The 16,752-nt window shown below is 64.3% G+C and carries 12 protein-coding genes; 4 read left to right on the top strand and 8 right to left on the bottom strand.

What is annotated here, in order from left to right; all coding sequences use genetic code 11:
* The first annotated feature begins 55 nt into the window (after positions 1-55).
* Positions 56-760 (top strand): hypothetical protein, encoded by a 705-nt coding sequence (locus C463_RS16925; RefSeq protein ID WP_008446246.1) that lies wholly within the window; start codon positions 56-58, stop codon positions 758-760.
* Positions 761-1,046: 286 nt separating this feature from the next.
* Complete coding sequence (locus tag C463_RS16920) at positions 1,047-1,445, top strand: hypothetical protein (protein WP_008446244.1); 399 nt, start codon at positions 1,047-1,049, stop codon at positions 1,443-1,445.
* Positions 1,446-1,578: 133 nt separating this feature from the next.
* Here the strand turns inward: C463_RS16920 and C463_RS16915 are convergent, their stop codons facing one another.
* Positions 1,579-2,034 (bottom strand): DUF7342 family protein, encoded by a 456-nt coding sequence (locus tag C463_RS16915; protein ID WP_008446243.1) that lies wholly within the window; start codon positions 2,032-2,034, stop codon positions 1,579-1,581.
* An 82-nt stretch (positions 2,035-2,116) separates the two neighbouring features.
* Between C463_RS16915 and C463_RS16910 the strand changes: the two genes are divergently transcribed.
* A complete protein-coding gene (locus C463_RS16910) occupies positions 2,117-3,499 on the top strand; it encodes an ATP-binding protein (RefSeq protein WP_008446242.1) in 1,383 nt (460 codons plus the stop codon).
* A gap of 35 nt (positions 3,500-3,534) precedes the next feature.
* Here the strand turns inward: C463_RS16910 and C463_RS16905 are convergent, their stop codons facing one another.
* From C463_RS16905 to C463_RS16880, 6 genes are read right to left on the bottom strand one after another with little or no spacing between them, the layout of a single operon-like run.
* Positions 3,535-5,556, bottom strand: a complete 2,022-nt coding sequence (locus tag C463_RS16905; RefSeq protein ID WP_008446240.1) for a VirB4 family type IV secretion system protein — start codon at positions 5,554-5,556, stop codon at positions 3,535-3,537.
* Positions 5,549-6,637: a hypothetical protein gene (locus C463_RS16900; RefSeq protein ID WP_008446239.1), complete on the bottom strand. Its 1,089-nt coding sequence runs from the start codon at positions 6,635-6,637 to the stop codon at positions 5,549-5,551. Before C463_RS16900 ends, C463_RS16905 begins: the two co-directional genes overlap by 8 nt.
* Entirely contained in the window at positions 6,634-7,737 is a 1,104-nt protein-coding gene (locus tag C463_RS16895; RefSeq protein ID WP_008446236.1) for a hypothetical protein, read from the bottom strand. The genes C463_RS16900 and C463_RS16895 overlap by 4 nt, the downstream gene beginning before the upstream one ends.
* A complete protein-coding gene (locus C463_RS16890) occupies positions 7,734-8,549 on the bottom strand; it encodes a hypothetical protein (RefSeq protein WP_008446234.1) in 816 nt (271 codons plus the stop codon). The genes C463_RS16895 and C463_RS16890 overlap by 4 nt, the downstream gene beginning before the upstream one ends.
* Positions 8,546-10,204, bottom strand: a complete 1,659-nt coding sequence (locus tag C463_RS16885; RefSeq protein WP_008446232.1) for a hypothetical protein — start codon at positions 10,202-10,204, stop codon at positions 8,546-8,548. Before C463_RS16885 ends, C463_RS16890 begins: the two co-directional genes overlap by 4 nt.
* 6 nt (positions 10,205-10,210) lie before the next feature.
* On the bottom strand, positions 10,211-10,561 hold the full coding sequence (locus tag C463_RS16880; RefSeq protein WP_008446230.1) for a hypothetical protein: 351 nt from the start codon (positions 10,559-10,561) through the stop codon (positions 10,211-10,213).
* A 1,013-nt stretch (positions 10,562-11,574) separates the two neighbouring features.
* Between C463_RS16880 and C463_RS16875 the strand changes: the two genes are divergently transcribed.
* Positions 11,575-12,849, top strand: a complete 1,275-nt coding sequence (locus tag C463_RS16875) for a phage NrS-1 polymerase family protein (protein ID WP_049906092.1) — start codon at positions 11,575-11,577, stop codon at positions 12,847-12,849.
* 206 nt (positions 12,850-13,055) lie between these two features.
* Here C463_RS16875 and C463_RS16870 read toward each other — a convergent pair whose 3' ends face one another.
* Positions 13,056-16,583: a type IV secretory system conjugative DNA transfer family protein gene (locus tag C463_RS16870; protein WP_008446226.1), complete on the bottom strand. Its 3,528-nt coding sequence runs from the start codon at positions 16,581-16,583 to the stop codon at positions 13,056-13,058.
* Positions 16,584-16,752 lie beyond the last annotated feature (169 nt).

Here is a 16,752-nt window from a genome sequence, read left to right as displayed (position 1 = left end):
GCGCGGACACCTCTGGCTCCGTGAGCACGTTGTCGGGCCGCGGGTGCGGTTCACAATGGAGTCATCTGGGCTGTTGATCTTCGGAGACCGAGAGCGGGTCTTCGATGACATCCCACCGGAATATGAGCATGCTGTTCGACACATTCGAGACGAGTTCGACCGCGATGCGTTCCACAGCGCTGTTGAGAACCCGTCAGCGTACGTCTTCTTCGGTGTTGCGCCGTGTCACGTGGGTGTTGAGTACGACTGGGAGCGACTGCCGTCGTTTCTTGGCCTTGCCATCTGGAGCGAATCCAACGAGCAATTTGTCCCCAGCGACAGGGCCGACAAGGTGTTTGCGCGCCTCAATCTCACGCCAGTGAACACGTTTCAGAAAGAGGTGAACGTCCGTGATTTTTCTCCCGAACAGTTCGAGATGCCAGACTCTGCGTGGTATGATGGCCCCGCCGCAGGGGTTCGGATTGAGAACCGCAGTGGTGGGAACGCACTCTTGACCGAGCCCACTGTTGGTGAACAACCGACTGACCAACTCGCTCACGATGAGCCACCAGCGGTTGCCAGCGAACTCGTGACCGACACCCGGGTCAACCGAGCCGTCGAAGCTGTTGAAGCGGCAGGAAACACAGTCACGACTGGCGAAGTACAGACACGTGTCTTCGAGATGATCGTCCGAGAGGAGTACGTCCGTCTTGACCAGAGTGGCATCGACGTAGAGACGCTGCGATCCGCAGTCGGATCGGTTGTCGCGCAGCGACTCTGACGACGTCGAAGAGGCCGGCTTCGACGCTAACCTGCCGAACGGCTGGACGTTCCGGGACCGCGGCGTCTGAGCAGACTCCCCTCACGCTTTACCGAGAGTCGAGGTTCTCTCCTCGATTCTCCGTAGCACTTCTCGGGCGAGCACCACCGGACACGACTGTGTGATCACTGTCCAAGCGACCCCTACTTTTACGAGATCGTAGCGACCACATCATAGTAGCCAAAACGTCGCGAACAGTGGCGAGAACCAATGAATACACCATTCCCTCCGAATTGACTGACCACCCATGGGACCGTTTGATAGACTCACGTTCGAGGATGGTCTTGATATCGAGTTTCCTGCTATCGGTGCCGACCCGTTCGACATCACGTGGCAGACAAAATCGATCGCCCGTCACCCGCCGATGATGGACACCTACAAGGTCACGTCAGGAGCGCGTCTGTTGAAAGAAGCGGCTGCGTATGAGCGCGTTCCCGAGGAAGACCGTCCGGGATACAACGACGAGATCGGCGGCTTCGAACACGAGATCGACGGCCTGCGCGGGGCAATTACCAAGGTCGATCAGGAGTGGGTGAATATGGAGTACCATGGCACATTCGAATTTCACCGAACCATCGACGGCGACTACAGTAGTCTCGAAGCAACGTTCACTGATGGACAGCTGGTCGCGATTACTCGACGGTAACATCATTCCCGCTGCCACTCTGGCACTCTCAGTTGCTATCTACGCCAACCTGTTCAGCAAGCTACGTAGCAGTTTGAGGGGACGCCCATGGCGGCGATCGAGTGCTTCCGCGATTGGTCTCATTGAGTGCTGCTCACGCGGAGAGTCCGGCCTGATCGTCGCCATGCTGGTGACGCTCAACTCGCGTGATGGCGTCTTGGAGGAGTTCGATATCGTACCGAACCGTCCGCCAGCGCGACAGTGACTCAAGCGACTCGTGGACTGCTGTGTGATCGCTGTCAGCGAGTCGTGTAGACGGAACTGCGTTTGGATCCGGTACCGCAAACCGGTCTTGGAACTCGGCGTCTTCGTCGATCAGTTCGCTGAGTCGCTCTCGGAGTTCAGAACGTGAGTGGTCATCCGCAAGGGTTTCGATCCGCTTCCACCGGAAGTACGAGTCGTTCCGTCGGAACTCCACCGGGCGGTTCCCACGCCGTGTCGCGATGCCCATCTCAGTCAGTTGCGTGAGTGCGTTGCGGGCACCGTCCACCGAGCACGCTGCGCGCTCTGCGATCGTATCGACCCGTTCGTACTCGATAAACGCAGCCACAAGGAACCACCATTTCCACCATCGCCGCGGTCGCAACCAACCGAACAGTTATTATGAACGCGATAATATGATCGTACACATAATGATAAACCGGACGGCAGAACGCAAGTGGCTCACCTCACACCTCTCTCGAGAGGAGCGACAGCTACTCGTCGTCTACGGGAGACGACGTGTCGGTAAAACGACGCTCGTAACGACCGCGCTTGAAGAACTAGAGCTCACGTCAATCTATTATCTCTGTGACGAGCGGGGGACACAGCACAATGCCCGACGGTTTGCGGCACAGTGTGCTGACGCGTTCGATGACATCACTCCTGATGTCGATGACTTCGTGGAGGCGTTTCGGTATCTCACCGCTCGTATTGACGGTCCATGCGTGGTAGCACTCGACGAGTTTTCGTATCTCGTGGCTGAAGATGAGACGATCCCATCGGTATTTCAGACCATCGTTGACGATGTCTTGGATGGGACGAATATCTCGCTTGTCCTGTTGGGGTCATCGATTTCGATGATGGAAGATGGTGTGTTGAGCTACGAGAGCCCCCTGTACGGTCGGCGGACGGGACAATGGAAACTCGCACCGCTGTCGTTCGCGGATGTCCGTCCGTTTTTTCCGAACACTGATCTGGAGACACAAATCCGGCTGTACAGCGTTCTGGGAGGCGTTCCCGCGTATCTCGAACAGTTCGATCCGGAACAAGCTCTCTTTGCGAACATCGAGCAGGCGATCCTCTCGAAGGGTGCGTTTCTCTACGAGGAGCCGGAGTTTCTGTTACGGCAGGAGCTTCGGGAGCCCGCCACGTATCTAGCCATCTTAGAAGCGATCGCCGATGGAGCGACCCGTGTCACTGAGATCGCCAACGAAATCGGACGCGATGCCAGCAGCCTCTCTCGGTATCTACAGAATCTCACCCAGTTAGCGATTCTTGAACGAGAGCATTCAGTCACAGACCCAGATGGTCGCGGACTCTATCGGCTCACAGACGACTTCCTTCGGTTTTGGTTTCGGTACGTGGCACCAAATCGGGGCACGCTCGAACAGGGGCAGACAGCGCCGGTTCGAGCGACGATCGCCGAGACACTCTCCACACACACGAGTCGAACCTTCGAGACGGTGTGTCAACAGGCGGTTCGTACGAGTGCGTTCCCTGTCTCCTGCTCGCGGGTCGGTCGCTGGTGGTACGGTGGTGATGAGATCGATATTGTCGGAATCAACCGGGATACGAACACGCTGCTCCTCGGTGAGTGTAAGTGGACCGCAACACCCGTTGGCCGCACGGTATTTGATGATCTCACCGCGCTGGAGCCGGAGGTCCGCTGGCAAGGAGCTGATCGGGACGTGCGATATGCGCTTTTTTCTCGGTCTGGGTTCACCGATGAGCTGCGTAGGGCCACTGACGACCGTTCTGATACGACTCTCTATGGGCTGGACGAACTCACAGATCTGTTTGACGCTGTTCACTAATCGTCTCTGCCGACTCACCAGCCACGCGAGGCCATCTACAGATCGCCCTCACCAGTCCCCTCGATCACCGCCGTCTCGGCGGGAAGCGCTCGGATCTCGATCCCGCGCCACTCACCGTCGACCCCCACAAGCGCCTCGGCGTACCCCAACTCCTCGTTACCGGGCACCGCCTCTTGGACGAATCGCTTTTGGGCGTCGTTTAACCCGAACTCCGTCGCCCAGTGGTCATCCATCCCGTCCAGCCGGTGGAACTGCTTGATCGCACACTGATCGAGGATCATCTCCGCTTCGGATCGCTCGAAGAACTCATCGACCGTCTGTGTGACCAGCTGAATCGACAGATCATGGTGGCGGTGGTGCCGAAAGATCGTCTCAAGGAAGGCGAGATTCTCGGCGTCACGCAACACATACCTAGCCTCATCGATCACGAAGACCACCTCCTTGTCCGTCTCTTTAGCGCGCTCGTACACCGACGAGATGAGCAACTGCATCACGAGACTCGTCCGCCCGCCGACCCGGCCCTCCTGTTGGGCCAGATCCAGATACACCAGATCGGTGCTGCCGAAATCGATCTCGCTGGCCCGGCCCAGGTGGGCGAACTGGCCGTCCGGGGCGAAGGGCCGTAGCTGGTCGATGAGCCACGTCGCATCGGCGTTGAGTTTCTCGGCTTCGGCGTCCGTCCGGAGCGTGTGGGCTGTCGGGTCAGCGACAATCCCTTCGAGGACATCAATCACGTCACGCAGCGTGGGGCTTGCCCGGTCGTGGGTGGTCACGTCTTCGGTGATCCCGGCGTTTCGATACGCGGTCTCAATCGCCAGCTCCAGCGTCGTCCGCCGATCGCCAAGCGTGATCCCGCGGTGCGCAAAGAAGTTCGCGAGGAAACTGATCGCGCGCTCTTTCTTTTCGGTGAACGGGCTGGCGTCAGCCCCCTGCCGGTGCCGCGCCTGCTCGGAGGGCGGCGTGATCTCGAGCGGGTTGATCCCGAGCGTGCCACCCACCGTGATCCGCTGAGCGTCCAGCGCCTCGGCGACGCCCGCCCAGTCGTTGAGCGGCTCTAAGATCACCCCAATGCGGTCCTCGTGGTGGGCCACCGACCGGATGAATCGCTGTTTCGCGCTGAAGCTCTTGCCCGAGCCCGGGTCACCGACCGTAAAGGTCGCGTACCCGTTCTCCCGGGCAAAGGGATCGACGACGACGGGCGTGTCCGTATGCCGTTGGACGCCGAGTTCGACGCCGTCTGCCTCTAACAGGGTGGGCCGGTGCGGCGACGCCAACAGCGCGCCCACGGCGCCGCTTAACGCCGTTGTGCGGCGATCCAGTGGCGCCCCACCGAACGGCGCCGCGCTCCGCAGCGCTCGCTGTTGGGCACAGATCGCCGTCTTCGGCGCAAGCTGGGCGGGCTGTTCACGGAGTGTGCGTTTCACCCGGCGCACGGCCGCCCGCAGGTCCTCCCGGTCGGCCGCCCGCACGGTCACGAACACCGCCTGCGAGAACACGCGCGTTCCGTCCTCAACGGCGCGGTAGGTTCCCGCTGCCTCAGTCGCGCGGTCGTGGAGATACGTGCTGCGAACGCTTGACTCCAGATCGGCGTCAACCTTGAGATCGTCTGCGGCCGCCTGAAGCTGATCGAGTGCCCGCTCCTGATCCCGCGGGCTGACCTGCGCAGTGACGTGAAACCGGACATCTGTCAGCGTGAACAGCTCGCTGAGATAGCCGTCGCTGGGATAATCCGGCCAGTCGGCGATGTACAGGGTGGTCGTCCACTCGTCGCCGACACGCGCACACCGACTCTCCCACTCGACGGCTGCGGGCGCGACGGCGTCTTGATCCCGCTGGCTAGCTGACGCAACAGCGGGATCTGCCGCCGGCGGCGAATCCGGCGGCTCGATGAACGCCGACAGATCCACCTCGGGATCGTGGGTTGGCTGCCGCGCCTGTACCCACACCCCCACTAAGATTCCGACGACGAGGAGCCCACCGCTGAGCGTCGCCCCCAAGACGAGCGTCGAGGCTGACAGCGAGTCGAGCCCGGCCACCACGACCACCACGTCACCCATTGCGATCCCCTCGTGTTTCGTGATCGACCCCCGCGTGTGTGGCAACCGGCGGCGTCTCACTGTCGCTTCCGGTCCAAAACTGCGTGGCCAATCCTAACAGCTCTGCCGTCGAGAGCCGCCGCCCAGCGGCGTCACTGGTCTTGCCGATGAACTCGGTCTCGATGGTCCGCACCCGCTCGCGAAGCGTCTCGAGTTGGGCGCCCCGTAGCTCGGCCTCCGTAAGGCGCTCTCGCCGCGTGACGAACGGCGTCACCAACACGCCCACGACGGGGAGCGTCGTGAGTCGCTCCGCCGGCGTGCGTTCGTCTGGGTGGCGCTCGTAGACGTCGTACGGCGCGACCTGAACACCGAGGAAGTAGCGCACTCGGTGGGTGTCCGCGAGATCCGCGGGTCGCTGCTCGCGGTAGGCGGCGATGAGCCTGCGGAGCGACTCGTTTGCGCTCACGTCCGGGTCGGCCAGTCGTGCCTCAAGCTGGTCGACGAGGGTCGCAGCCGGATACGGCTCGGTCGTCGTGTACAGCGTCAGCTGGAAGGTGAGCTCTTGGTCGGCGAACGCCTCGCCCACCGCTTGGCGCGCAGCCCAGTCGTCGGCCATCGCGAAGTCCATGTTGCCCGGCGTAACCTCAACGTACGTCGCCATCGTCCCGTCCGCCTGCTCGATTGCGCCGTGGCCGGGCCACGCTCGCTTGATCCCCGTCAGCGCTTGGGTGTGTTCGTCGACGGCGAACGGCCGCGGGACACCCTCACTACCACCGGCCGTCGCCTCGTCAGCCACTGCCGCGTGGAGCGTCACCCGTGGCCGACGCAGGTAAAACCGCGCGAGGTCGGCAAGCCACGTGCTGGCGGGGAGCTGTCGCGGCGCGGCGTACACGACGGCGACGCCAACTGCGAGCCCAACACACACGAGCGGCAACACGAGGGCGTCCGCGCCGACTGCCGCGCCACCCACTAACCCCGCAATGGGGAAGCCGACGAGCACGTACAGATCCCGCTCGTCGATCCCGACGATTGGCAGTTGGCGGCCCGTTCCGAGCGTGTCCATCACGCGCCGGCTCGCCGGCGAGTCAGATTGGTCACTCATGGGCGGGGTTCGTTTTCGGTGCGCCGGTAGCTGGGCGCGCCCGTCTCGGTGCTTCGCACGGCTGGTGCCGATGCTGTCGTCGTCTCACCCTGGTCACGCTCGCCGCCGAGCTGTTGGGCGGCCGCCTGCCCGGCCGCGGCTTTCGGCCCCCATCGCGCCGCGGTGGCGCCCGCCCATGGGCCCGCAACTGCGGTGGCGCCGACAACCGCGCCCGCGGTGACGGTCAGCCCGGTCACCCGGCCCACGGTACGCACCAGCCGTGGGGTCGCGTACGCGAACAGCCGCCAGATGATCCACACGCTCACCACCGGCAGCGACACCGCGATCAGATAGCCGAAGAACGGGCTCTCGGGTGCGAGTGTCGCCGCGTCGCCGCCGATGAGGAGGTCGTACCCGCGGAACAGCAGCGCGACTGGGAGCGGCATCACCGCCAGGGGAATGAACTTGACTGCCACGCGGGCGGCGATATCCGACAACACGGGGATCCCACCGTATGCGACCGCGATCGCGATCGGCATCGCGTACACGAAGACGTACAACAGGAGTTCACGGAGGTACAGTAGGGCTTGGAGTATCCACATGGCGAGCGCGCCGACGAATGCAAGAATCAATCCCAAGGTGGGGTTTGAGAGAGTAACATCGAGGAAATCAACCAAGGGATCCACGACTGACCTCACCGGGGGAACAAGTGCGATGGCAAAGCCATCGATGAGGAATAAGGAGGTCACAGCAACCCAGTACCAAGTCGCGATCAGGATCACGCCAGTCCACGCCGACCTGCGCACTCTCCTATCCCGTATTGGGTCTGCGAAATTGAAGATACGAACTATATGTCTGCCCTGAACACATACGATGAGAATCAAGAAAGCGATGAGTGCTACCTCTCCGGCGACCAGTGAATCGTAAAGTTGGACCCACGGTTCGTTATTCGGCTCCCCCAGTGGGATGCCATTGGACGCCTCCGGAACTGGGGTTCCGAAGAGTGCTTCCGTCAGATCGCGGTATCCGTTTTTGACGCCATCATCAAACCACTCGATGATCTGTTCAACAGCATCTAGGAACCACTGAAATCCAACGTCTGTGAGTGAGACCCCACTCATAACTCACCCTCCTGAATCGAGATATCACAGGTGAGCAGGTCCTCCCCTTCGTATGTGACTTCGTACGTTTGTTGAGTACTGTCTCCACTGACGGACCCAACGAGAGTTACGGTAAACTGCCCATCACTCCCATTTGGTTCACAACTCGCTTCCTGACTGCTGGATGAGAACGGAAATTCCCGTGAGTACAACTCCACAGAAGTACCGGGGTCGATGACCGGCTCGGTATGGAATTCCGGCTGGTCGTCAACAACAACAATTCCACTATCGTCCGACTGCTCTGGCGTCGGCCGTGGGACGTATCCATCAAATCGGAGTTGTACCAGCTTCTCTGGTCCACTTCCCTGATTCTCTACGTGAAGCATGGTCTCGGTCCGAACGACCTGATTCGTCGCGCCTTCGTACATCTCCTCTGGGTGGTTCCGAGCAAGCTTCAGCTCCCGAATCACGACCTCGGGTCGAAGCGACCGCTCAACCGCAGCCACAACACTGTCCGCATCGACGAGTTGGACGGTGTAGGTGCCCGGTGGGTACGTCGTCCCAATGGGAATGCTCTCCTGGCTTGCGCCGGGTGTGAGCTCACGCTCGGCAAACGCCTCACCGGAGGGCGCAATCACGGCGAGGCCGGTCGCGCTCGTGTCGGCGTCGTACTCGACGACGAGCGTGGTGTCGTCAACACGGACCTCCGTGATAGCACCCGCGCCCGTCGTGGCTGGCGCACGGCTCTCGGAACAGCCGGCGACGGTCAGACTCCCGGCAGCAACGGTTGTGAGCACGCTACGTCTCGTTATGGAGGGGTACGTGTGTGTCATGGGTCTGGTGGAGAGACGAACTGGCCGAGCTGGCGGCCGGCAACCCACGCGATGATGAGGGGGAGCCCGCCCCAGATGACGGTCTCGAGTAGCTGGAGCCAACCGCCAACAGTGCCGAGCGGGTGCCAGCGCACGCTCTCCGTTGCGGCCACGTACGCTGGCGTGGTGGTGCGCCACGACGCCGGCTCAAAGCGGACGGTGTACAGTCCCGGCTCCGCGACGGTGACCGTCGCCACCCCAGAGTAGTTGAGCGCGACCGGCTCACCGTTCACGCGGAGGGTGCCGGCCGGCCCGTCATCGCCGATCGGCGAGGGGGGCCCGTCACCGTCGAGATCGATTGGGTCGCCCGTCACCGGGTCATGAAGCGCAATCCGGATCGTCGCCTGCGACGTGACCGTCGACACCGTCCGCACCGAGAGAGTGGGCCGGCGAATCGGGCGGTCAGTCCGGGTGAGCGACGACAGCGGCGTCGACACCCCACGGACGACCCCGTGAACCCGCACGCTGGCCGGCGTGAGTGTCGCGTTCCGGAGCGCAAGCCCGTACGTCCGCGTGTAGCTGTCAGTGACGACGCCGACGGAGACGTTGGGTCCAAGCTGTGTCGCGGGCGACGGCCGCGAGACGCCCCACACGGCCGTCAGGGGGGGGCCGTCACCCACCGGCACCGCCCGCGGGCCGATCCGCGCCGGGAACGCAACCACGCGCAGCGGTGGGGCGGGTGGCGTTCGCGTCCTCGTCGTTACTGCCCGATGGACACGGAGTCGGTCCCATCCCGTCGCCCGCGCGGTGTAGTAGCGCCACACGCCGCGCACGCGCTGGCGCTCGCTCCGTGTGAGTGTCACGCCGTGCCACGGTGCGCCTTGATACACGGCGAGACCGGTGTCGCCGTCTGGAAACGTCGCGGTGGACGCATCAGGCTGAAGCCGGTAGATCCACACCGACCGCGTGTCGGTGACAGTGACCGTCTGGGTGGTCACAGTCTCAGTCGTGCCGTTCGGCGCGACGCCGACCGTGATCTCTGCGGTGACCGTCAGCGGCTGCTGGCGGTTCTGGGTCGTGGTGTACTCGATAACGGGTGTCTGTGTGCCTGCCGCGTTCCCAACCTGCTCGTCGCCGATCGACACGCGCACCGCTTCGACGCTGTGGCTCACGACCGACCGGTTGCCGCTCGGCGCTCGCACCCGGTAATCGACGAGCGCGCGGACCGTCCCGCGTGGCGCGATGTACGGCCGGCGCTCCGTCGGTGTTACTGCGACACGTGTCGCCGGGTGGACCCCGAACAGCGTGACATGGGCGTCCCCAACGAGCCCCTGTGTCGTCAGATTTGCGCCCGGCGGCGCCACAACGGTGGTGGCGTTGCCAGGCGTCAGCGCCGCGAAGGCGGCGTCAGTTTGTGTGGCCGCGTGCGCTGGCGGCGCGTCATAGGTGAGGTCGGTACACGTGGCGAGCTGTTGGGTGGGACTGGGTGTGTGGCCGTACGTGGCGTTATACTGGCTGGGTGTGAGACACGGGTCGGGGTCGCGGGCGTCGACGGTCCGCGTCTCGTTGGCTGGTGGAGGTGGTGGCTGGGCCGCCGCCTGGCCGGCCGCCACCAAGGCGACGCCGATGAGCAGGCTCACACACAGGGCCGTGGGGGCGGCGTCGACTGCCCGCATCCGGACTCACCACGGGACGAGGTCCACACAGTCGGCCAGCGGGAGGTTCATCACGCTGCCCGCGACGGTGTACAACGGGCCCAACACGACCAGGATCACTGTCGACCGGAGCGCGGTCCGCTTGTGGCGTTTGAGCCCCTCGCGCTGTTCCGGCCGGAGCGTAAACAGCTCGACGAGTGAGTCCGCCTGCCACACCACGACCAACCCCATCAGCCCGATCGCGGTGGTGAGCTGGAAGAATCCCGAGATCATCTCCGGGAGCCGGTCGGCCTCACACACGGCGGACTCTTGGGCTGCGACGGGCTCGACGGCAATGACCGCGAGCACCAGCCCGCTCAGGAGGACGCGGCGACACACCGCGCGAACTGTGACACGGACGGCCGATGGTGGAGGAGCAGTTGTAGACATTGGGAAGTGGTGCTTATTGTGAGTCGTGGTATCACACAACACGATAAACATCCACATACGCTATCATAAATTTTGTGCTACGTTGTGGCGGGGTAATTAGATCAGAACGCAAGCCCGTTGATTAACCAACAGACGCCTACTTGTGGATGATCTGTTGGTTAAGACAGCCGCAGCGACACGCAGTGTGGTGGCGTCCACTCGGTGTGAAACCCGCTCGCGGTTTCGTCGTGGAGCCATAATCGTGCCGACCACCGACCCCAACTGTTACAGTCGTTTGCCCGCCGCAGTACTCCCGTGTGGAAACGCGTGTCACGCCACCGTTTCACCTCGAACGCGACCCGCGACACACTGAGTGGGATGCGCCACGCCGGATGAAACTCACCAGTACAGCGCGAGAGCCGCCGGCTCTGTGACAGCGTCGCGATGAGCGTGGCACCGCCAAGCGGGCGGCTACCGCTGTTTGCTCGCTGATGTGTCTCGACTGGACTCCCGGAACACCCCGGACACACCGGGGGTGTTCTGGCCGATCTCGTCTCTCAGCAGTCTGAGGTGTTGCTGACTCAGCCCACGGAGGGCGCACATGTTGCTCCCCGGGTGGTGACGGCTGGCCCCCGTGCTGGCTGGCGATTTTCGACTGGCGTGTCGCTTGTCGGCGCGGTGAGAGCGTCGCCCTCGTCACTGGGGGGCACGCAGTGAGTCGCGTCGCCCAGTCACAGGCGTTGAACGCGGTGGGACTGCGGCGGGGATCGATCCCTGTAATTGTCCGGTATTCGCGGGTTTGCGCCGATTTCGCGGGGAAAATCTCGCTGCGTTCGGTCATCGATCCGAGCCGGGGTGGCAGGCCACCTGTCGGGTCCACTACGGGGATCTCACACCTCGTTCCTCTGGACCCCGCCACGCTCCAGGGCGGGTGTCGGCGATAGCTATTTTGCGTGCGCACTGTGATCAGTACTCACGAACTGATGGCATCGCCGCCGCCAGCCGAGGCCCTCCCCGCGGCGCTCGTCGACCGTGACCAATGGGTGTGTTGGCGCACCCACGACCGCGACGGCAAGCCAACCAAAGTACCGATCATCCCGGGGGAAACCCAGTTTGCGTCGACAACCACGCCCGAGACGTGGACCTCGTTTGCGACGGCTCGAGCAGCAGTCACGACCACGGCCGTCGACGGGCTGGGGTTCGTGTTTACCGCCGATGACCCGCTCGTGGGGATCGATCTCGATGACTGTCGCGATCCGGCCGCCGAGACGCCGGCCGCGTGGGCCGCCGATATCCTCGACACGCTCGATTCGTACACCGAAGTCAGCCCCTCGGGGACGGGGTATCACGTGATCGTGACCGGCGAACTCCCGGACGGGCGCAACCGCGCGGGCGACCTCGAGGTGTACGACCGGTCGCGGTTTTTTACGGTGACCGGCGACCACGTTCCGGACACGCCCGACACCGCCATGGCCCGGACAGACGCGCTCGCCACGCTCGCCGACGAGCAACTCAGCCCAGACGCAGACCCTGACCCTGGCGACACACCGACGACCGGGTCGGCCGCGCCGTCGGACGCTACCGAGTCAGCGCCGACAGAGGCGCCCGTACCCATCGCCGATGACGAACTCCTCGAGCGGGCGCAGAACGCGGCCAACGGCGCAAAGTTCAGCCGGCTGTGGGGCGGCTCAACAAGCGGGTACGAAAGCCACTCCGAGGCGGACCTGGCGCTGTGTCGGCTGCTCGCCTTTTGGACCGGTGGCGACCCCACGCGTGTTGACCGGCTGTTTCGCCGCTCCGACCTATTTCGTGAGAAGTGGGATGCCGTCCACTACGCCGACGGCAGCACCTACGGCGAAAAGACGATCGAGCGGGCAGTTCGGGCGACTAACGACACGTACTCACCGCCAGAGGCGACTGATTCGGTCGACGATCAGTCCAGTACAGCCGACGAGTCGGCTCGCCTCGACACTGCGGCCACGACGCCGACTGACGCGACGCCTCCCGATGAGTCGGCTGTCGCTGGGGTCGATGTGTTACCACCGAGCGAGGACCTCACCGAGTTACCGCCGACCCACCCGGACCGCGCCCACGCCCGTCGTGAGCGGATCGCCGAGCTCACCGACCGCGTTGAAGCGCTGCTTGAAGAAAACGAGCGGCTTCGGACAGCACTCGAGACGGAACGCCAGCGCCGCCGACAGCTCGAGCCCGCCGACGAGGAGTCCTCGAGCGGCTGGTGGCCGTTCTCCAGTGAGTGAACCTCGGTGTGTCTCGTGTCTCACCAGCTACTGTCACGAGCGCTCCGATGCCTGCCAGATCCATGCGGTGCGCTCATCGGCTCTGACCATGCGTACGACGAGGTCTCTGATCTCGACGGCCAGCCGCGCGCTCCCGACTGCCGCCGTCGATTCGCGATGCCCGCTTCACCGAGCCTTTCAGCCCTCTGCCTGTCGTTCGACACCAATTAGCCGCGGCTGTCGTACGCGTCACGGACTGACTGAAACGTTTTCACAGCTGTGAGCCCAGGCTGGGCGATGGTGAACGACACGGGTGCTGTCTTGGCGCCGTACGTCTTCTCGACGCGTGGTTGGCCGTCCGGTGGCGTGTTCAACGCCGTGAGAATCTCGTGGGCGGCCTCCCGGTTTTTGACGACCCAGATGGCGGCCGCCGGCTCCTGGGCCGCGAGTTTGTCGTAGTCGTCGGGCACCGCCTGTGCGAGGTCGTTGTTCATCCGCTCGGCTTCGAGCCCCGCGACCACCGCGCCTGTCTCGTCGACGGCGGCCGCGTCAAGCCGGCCCTCGGGGACCTCGTAGTACTGTTCGACACTGACGGCCGGTGAGTCCGGGTCGGCGACATACTCGGTCTCAAGCAGCGCTGTGCCCGCTTCCACCATCGCCACGTGGAGACTTGACTCGCTGAGGTCGCCGGCGCCCGCACCGTGGGCGACCCCCTCACGATGTCGCACGCCGATGGCGTCACGGCCGTCCGGGGTCACCGTGTACAAGATGTGTGGGTACCGACAGTCGCGGCTGAGCAGCCCCGCCTCGCGCAGCTCGTCGAGTTCGGCGTCATCGATGTCGACGTACTCTTGGAGCCGCCGCATGCTGTCGCGGGTGATGTCATACTCGATTTTAGGGTCATACTGGCCCTGATGGGCTGAGTACACCGCCTGGAGGAAGCGCAGGCCCGCATCACGAATCGGGCTCTCCTGGCGTTCGGTGTAGGTGAGCTTGAGCGACAGCTCACAGATGGGGTAGTCGTCGCGGTCGACCTCGCTGGGGTCGTGACAACACGCCACCGCTGCGCGGAGCCCCTCTGGCGAAGGGTCATACCGACTGTCACAGCGCAGACACTGTAGTGCGTGCCGCTCATCATCGTAGCCAACCGGGTCGGGCAGTCGCGTGGTGTACGGCAACGCCGAATCCACGCGTGCGGCGGCCGCCTCGGCTGGGGCTGTTGCTTCGTCGGCATCGTCGCCGGTGGTCGGCTGCGGTGTCCGGATATCCAGGCCGGCCGTGAGTCGGGTCTGGTCGCGACACTGATCAATGCGGGCGGCGACCGCCGTCTCCCGGGCGGGGCGAAACTCATCCCGGTCCGGGTGGCCGGGCGGCAGCGGCGCGCTTTCGGCCAGAAACGGCGGTGGTGGTGGCTCATTAAACGGCGCGGGCAGCCGTACCAGCCACTCACCGCGGCTGAGCGCGCGCAGTCGGTTGGCGACCGCGGCGGGCTCCTGATCAGCAGTGGCGAGTCGCTTGGTCAGGGCATCATCGACGGGGACGCTCCCGGTCACGATCGTCGAGACATTGTTGAGCAACTCGACGTAGGCGGCCTCGTCGCGCACCCGGAGCTGGCCGGGGAACTGGGTGGCGAGCGTGACGCTACAGCCGAACGAGCGTGACTGTGCGAGGAGATCGTCGATAATCCCCGAGGTGACCAGCTGGGCGGCCTCCTCGAGATACAGGTTGACGAGCGGGCGGGCATCGGCCGCGGTCGTCTGGGCGCGTCGTTGGAGGGCGGTCCACAGCTTCGAGAGCACCGTCCGCGTGAGCGCCTGCTGGCTGGCGTCACGGAGCCCGCCGGTGTCGATGATGACGACGGCGTCCTCGTCGATCACCTCGCGGCAGTCGAGGTGTGGGTCGCCGTCGCCGGGCACATGATTGAACAGCTGGCCGAGTCGGTCATCGAGCGGGATTTTTTCGATCCGGTTGTGGACACCCTGAAGGAGCTCATCAAACGTCTGCTGGCTGTTGGCGGCAACGTTGTACAGCATCGCCTGGAGCTCGTCGTCGGTGACGGCCGGCGGCTCACCCGTCTCATGAAAGCGGGCGGCCGCCCGCTGGAGATCCCGGTGGGGGAAGGCGTCGCTCCCGTGGACCGGATCAAAGAGGGCCTTCACCAGCTGGCGGATGATGTCGGGCGACCGCACCGCCTGGTGGAACTGCTCGGGGCCCATCACGCCTTCGAGAATTTCGATGTAGTGGTCGGTGAGATTCGCCACGGCGGTCGCCCGGTCGATCCCCGCCGCCAGTTGTGGCCGAATATCGAAAACCGACAGCGCGGGCAGCGTTTCGGTACAGTCAAAGTAGTAGACGTCTTCAAGCGTGTCGTACCGCGCGTAGTGGGCGCGCAGATACGCCGCAGCCATATCACCGCCTTTCGGTGTGATGAGGACCTCGGCGCCGTCCGTGGCGGCGTGATTGTCGAGCATCCCCGTGAGGAGACTCGTCGATTTGCCCGAGCCGGTCTTGCCGAACCACGCCACGTGAAGCGACTGGAGCGCCGGCGGCACCGCGACAGGATCGTTCGCAGCCGTGCCGTCCTGATCGCGGGGATGCCCCAGCGTGAGCCCGGCCGTGTGATAACGCTTGAGTTGGCTGACGGGTGGCGGTTCCACAACGGTGCGATCCGGGTCGGTTGGCGCGACTGCTCGGCTCCCCGCGGCGGTGAGCGTGGCGCCATCGACGAGCGCGAAGCCGGGAGCGCTGGCCGCGTCCGCGACGATCCCGCGGCTCCGATTGGCCGTCCACGGGAGCTTGGTTGTGAGCGTGTCGTACGCCGGCTGGTGGACCGTGCGGTCGCGGATGGCGGCCGCGACCCGCGTCGGGTCGTCGGCCTGGGTGGCGTCGACCCGATAGTAGGGCCCGGAGGTCGCGCCCAGTGTGCCGGCCAGTTGCTCGGCGACTGCCGTGGCATCACGCCCCCGAATCAGACAGCGGGCGTTGACGACGAACGCGTGCCGGGGGTCGACGGCGTCGAGTGCTGTCAGCCGGTCGCTATCACCGTCTCCGCTCGTGGTGGCCGTCTCGTCCGGATCGGTGATAGGCCCGATCAGATCCGTGACGAACCGGCTCGCTGGCGTGTCGCGGCCGGCCTCAAGCTGGCGTTTTCGGTATCGTACGTCGCCGCGGTAGTCGCGAAACGGCTGACAGACCACCTGGTAGGTGACTGCCGCGTCCGTCTCCGCGAGCGTCTCCACGACGGCCGCCAGCGGCAGCCGGCTGTCGTCGTCAGTGAACGTTTCGAACGGCGTGAGCCGGGTCTGCCAGTCGTCGCGCCGGTCGGCATCACCCACCCACTCGACGGCACGTAGGGGCTCTTCGTCGACTGACGCCGTCGACTCTTCGCTGTCGGGTGCCGACTCTGTCGACTCCGTTGTGGGGATCGAGGGTGGTGTCGCCGGCGTGAGTTCGTACTCGTTGGGACAGGCGGCGCGTAACCCCGCCCGGAGTGTTGCTGTGGGGGCGTCAGTGATCCCCGCATAGAGACTGAGGGCTGCGTCGGCGCCGGCCGGCCGGTGGAGCCGAAACTCAAGGGTTGGCGGGGTCGGCCCGCGGAGGCGGTCGGTCCAGCCGTTCGACTCCGTCTCGAGCCCGTGGAGCCGACGAAACCCCTGCTCGACCGCGGCGGCTGACAGCTCGGTCTCAGTCGGTTGGATCTGGAGGTGCGTGTGGTCTGTGCGGTCATCAGCGGGGGAGTCGGCAGCGCGCCCCATAACATGTGGAATGTTGACATGAACCAATATGAATGTTCCGCCGTGAGTCTAGTGAACGAAACAGCCCGGGTGGTGTCCAGTGAGTGGACCGATTCCGGGTCGCGTGCCGAGCGAGTCACCGGGGCGCTCCGGTGGGGTGGGCTGCCGGGATTGTTGTGCTCCCGATGGG

Source organism: Halorubrum californiense DSM 19288, from assembly GCF_000336875.1.
GTDB classification, from domain to species: Archaea; Halobacteriota; Halobacteria; order Halobacteriales; family Haloferacaceae; genus Halorubrum; species Halorubrum californiense.
This window is presented reverse-complemented; position numbering and strand designations above follow the sequence as displayed.

Excerpts from the sequence above, each read along its gene's own strand:
- C463_RS16925 (WP_008446246.1), top strand. The coding sequence starts at position 56 with ATGGAGTCATCTGGGCTGTTGATCTTCGGAGACCGAGAGCGGGTCTTC.
- C463_RS16920 (WP_008446244.1), top strand. The coding sequence starts at position 1,047 with ATGGGACCGTTTGATAGACTCACGTTCGAGGATGGTCTTGATATCGAG.
- C463_RS16910 (WP_008446242.1), top strand. The coding sequence starts at position 2,117 with ATGATAAACCGGACGGCAGAACGCAAGTGGCTCACCTCACACCTCTCT.
- C463_RS16905 (WP_008446240.1), bottom strand. The coding sequence starts at position 5,556 with ATGGGTGACGTGGTGGTCGTGGTGGCCGGGCTCGACTCGCTGTCAGCC.
- C463_RS16900 (WP_008446239.1), bottom strand. The coding sequence starts at position 6,637 with ATGAGTGACCAATCTGACTCGCCGGCGAGCCGGCGCGTGATGGACACG.
- C463_RS16895 (WP_008446236.1), bottom strand. The coding sequence starts at position 7,737 with ATGAGTGGGGTCTCACTCACAGACGTTGGATTTCAGTGGTTCCTAGAT.
- C463_RS16890 (WP_008446234.1), bottom strand. The coding sequence starts at position 8,549 with ATGACACACACGTACCCCTCCATAACGAGACGTAGCGTGCTCACAACC.
- C463_RS16885 (WP_008446232.1), bottom strand. The coding sequence starts at position 10,204 with ATGCGGGCAGTCGACGCCGCCCCCACGGCCCTGTGTGTGAGCCTGCTC.
- C463_RS16875 (WP_049906092.1), top strand. The coding sequence starts at position 11,575 with ATGGCATCGCCGCCGCCAGCCGAGGCCCTCCCCGCGGCGCTCGTCGAC.
- C463_RS16870 (WP_008446226.1), bottom strand. The coding sequence starts at position 16,583 with ATGGGGCGCGCTGCCGACTCCCCCGCTGATGACCGCACAGACCACACG.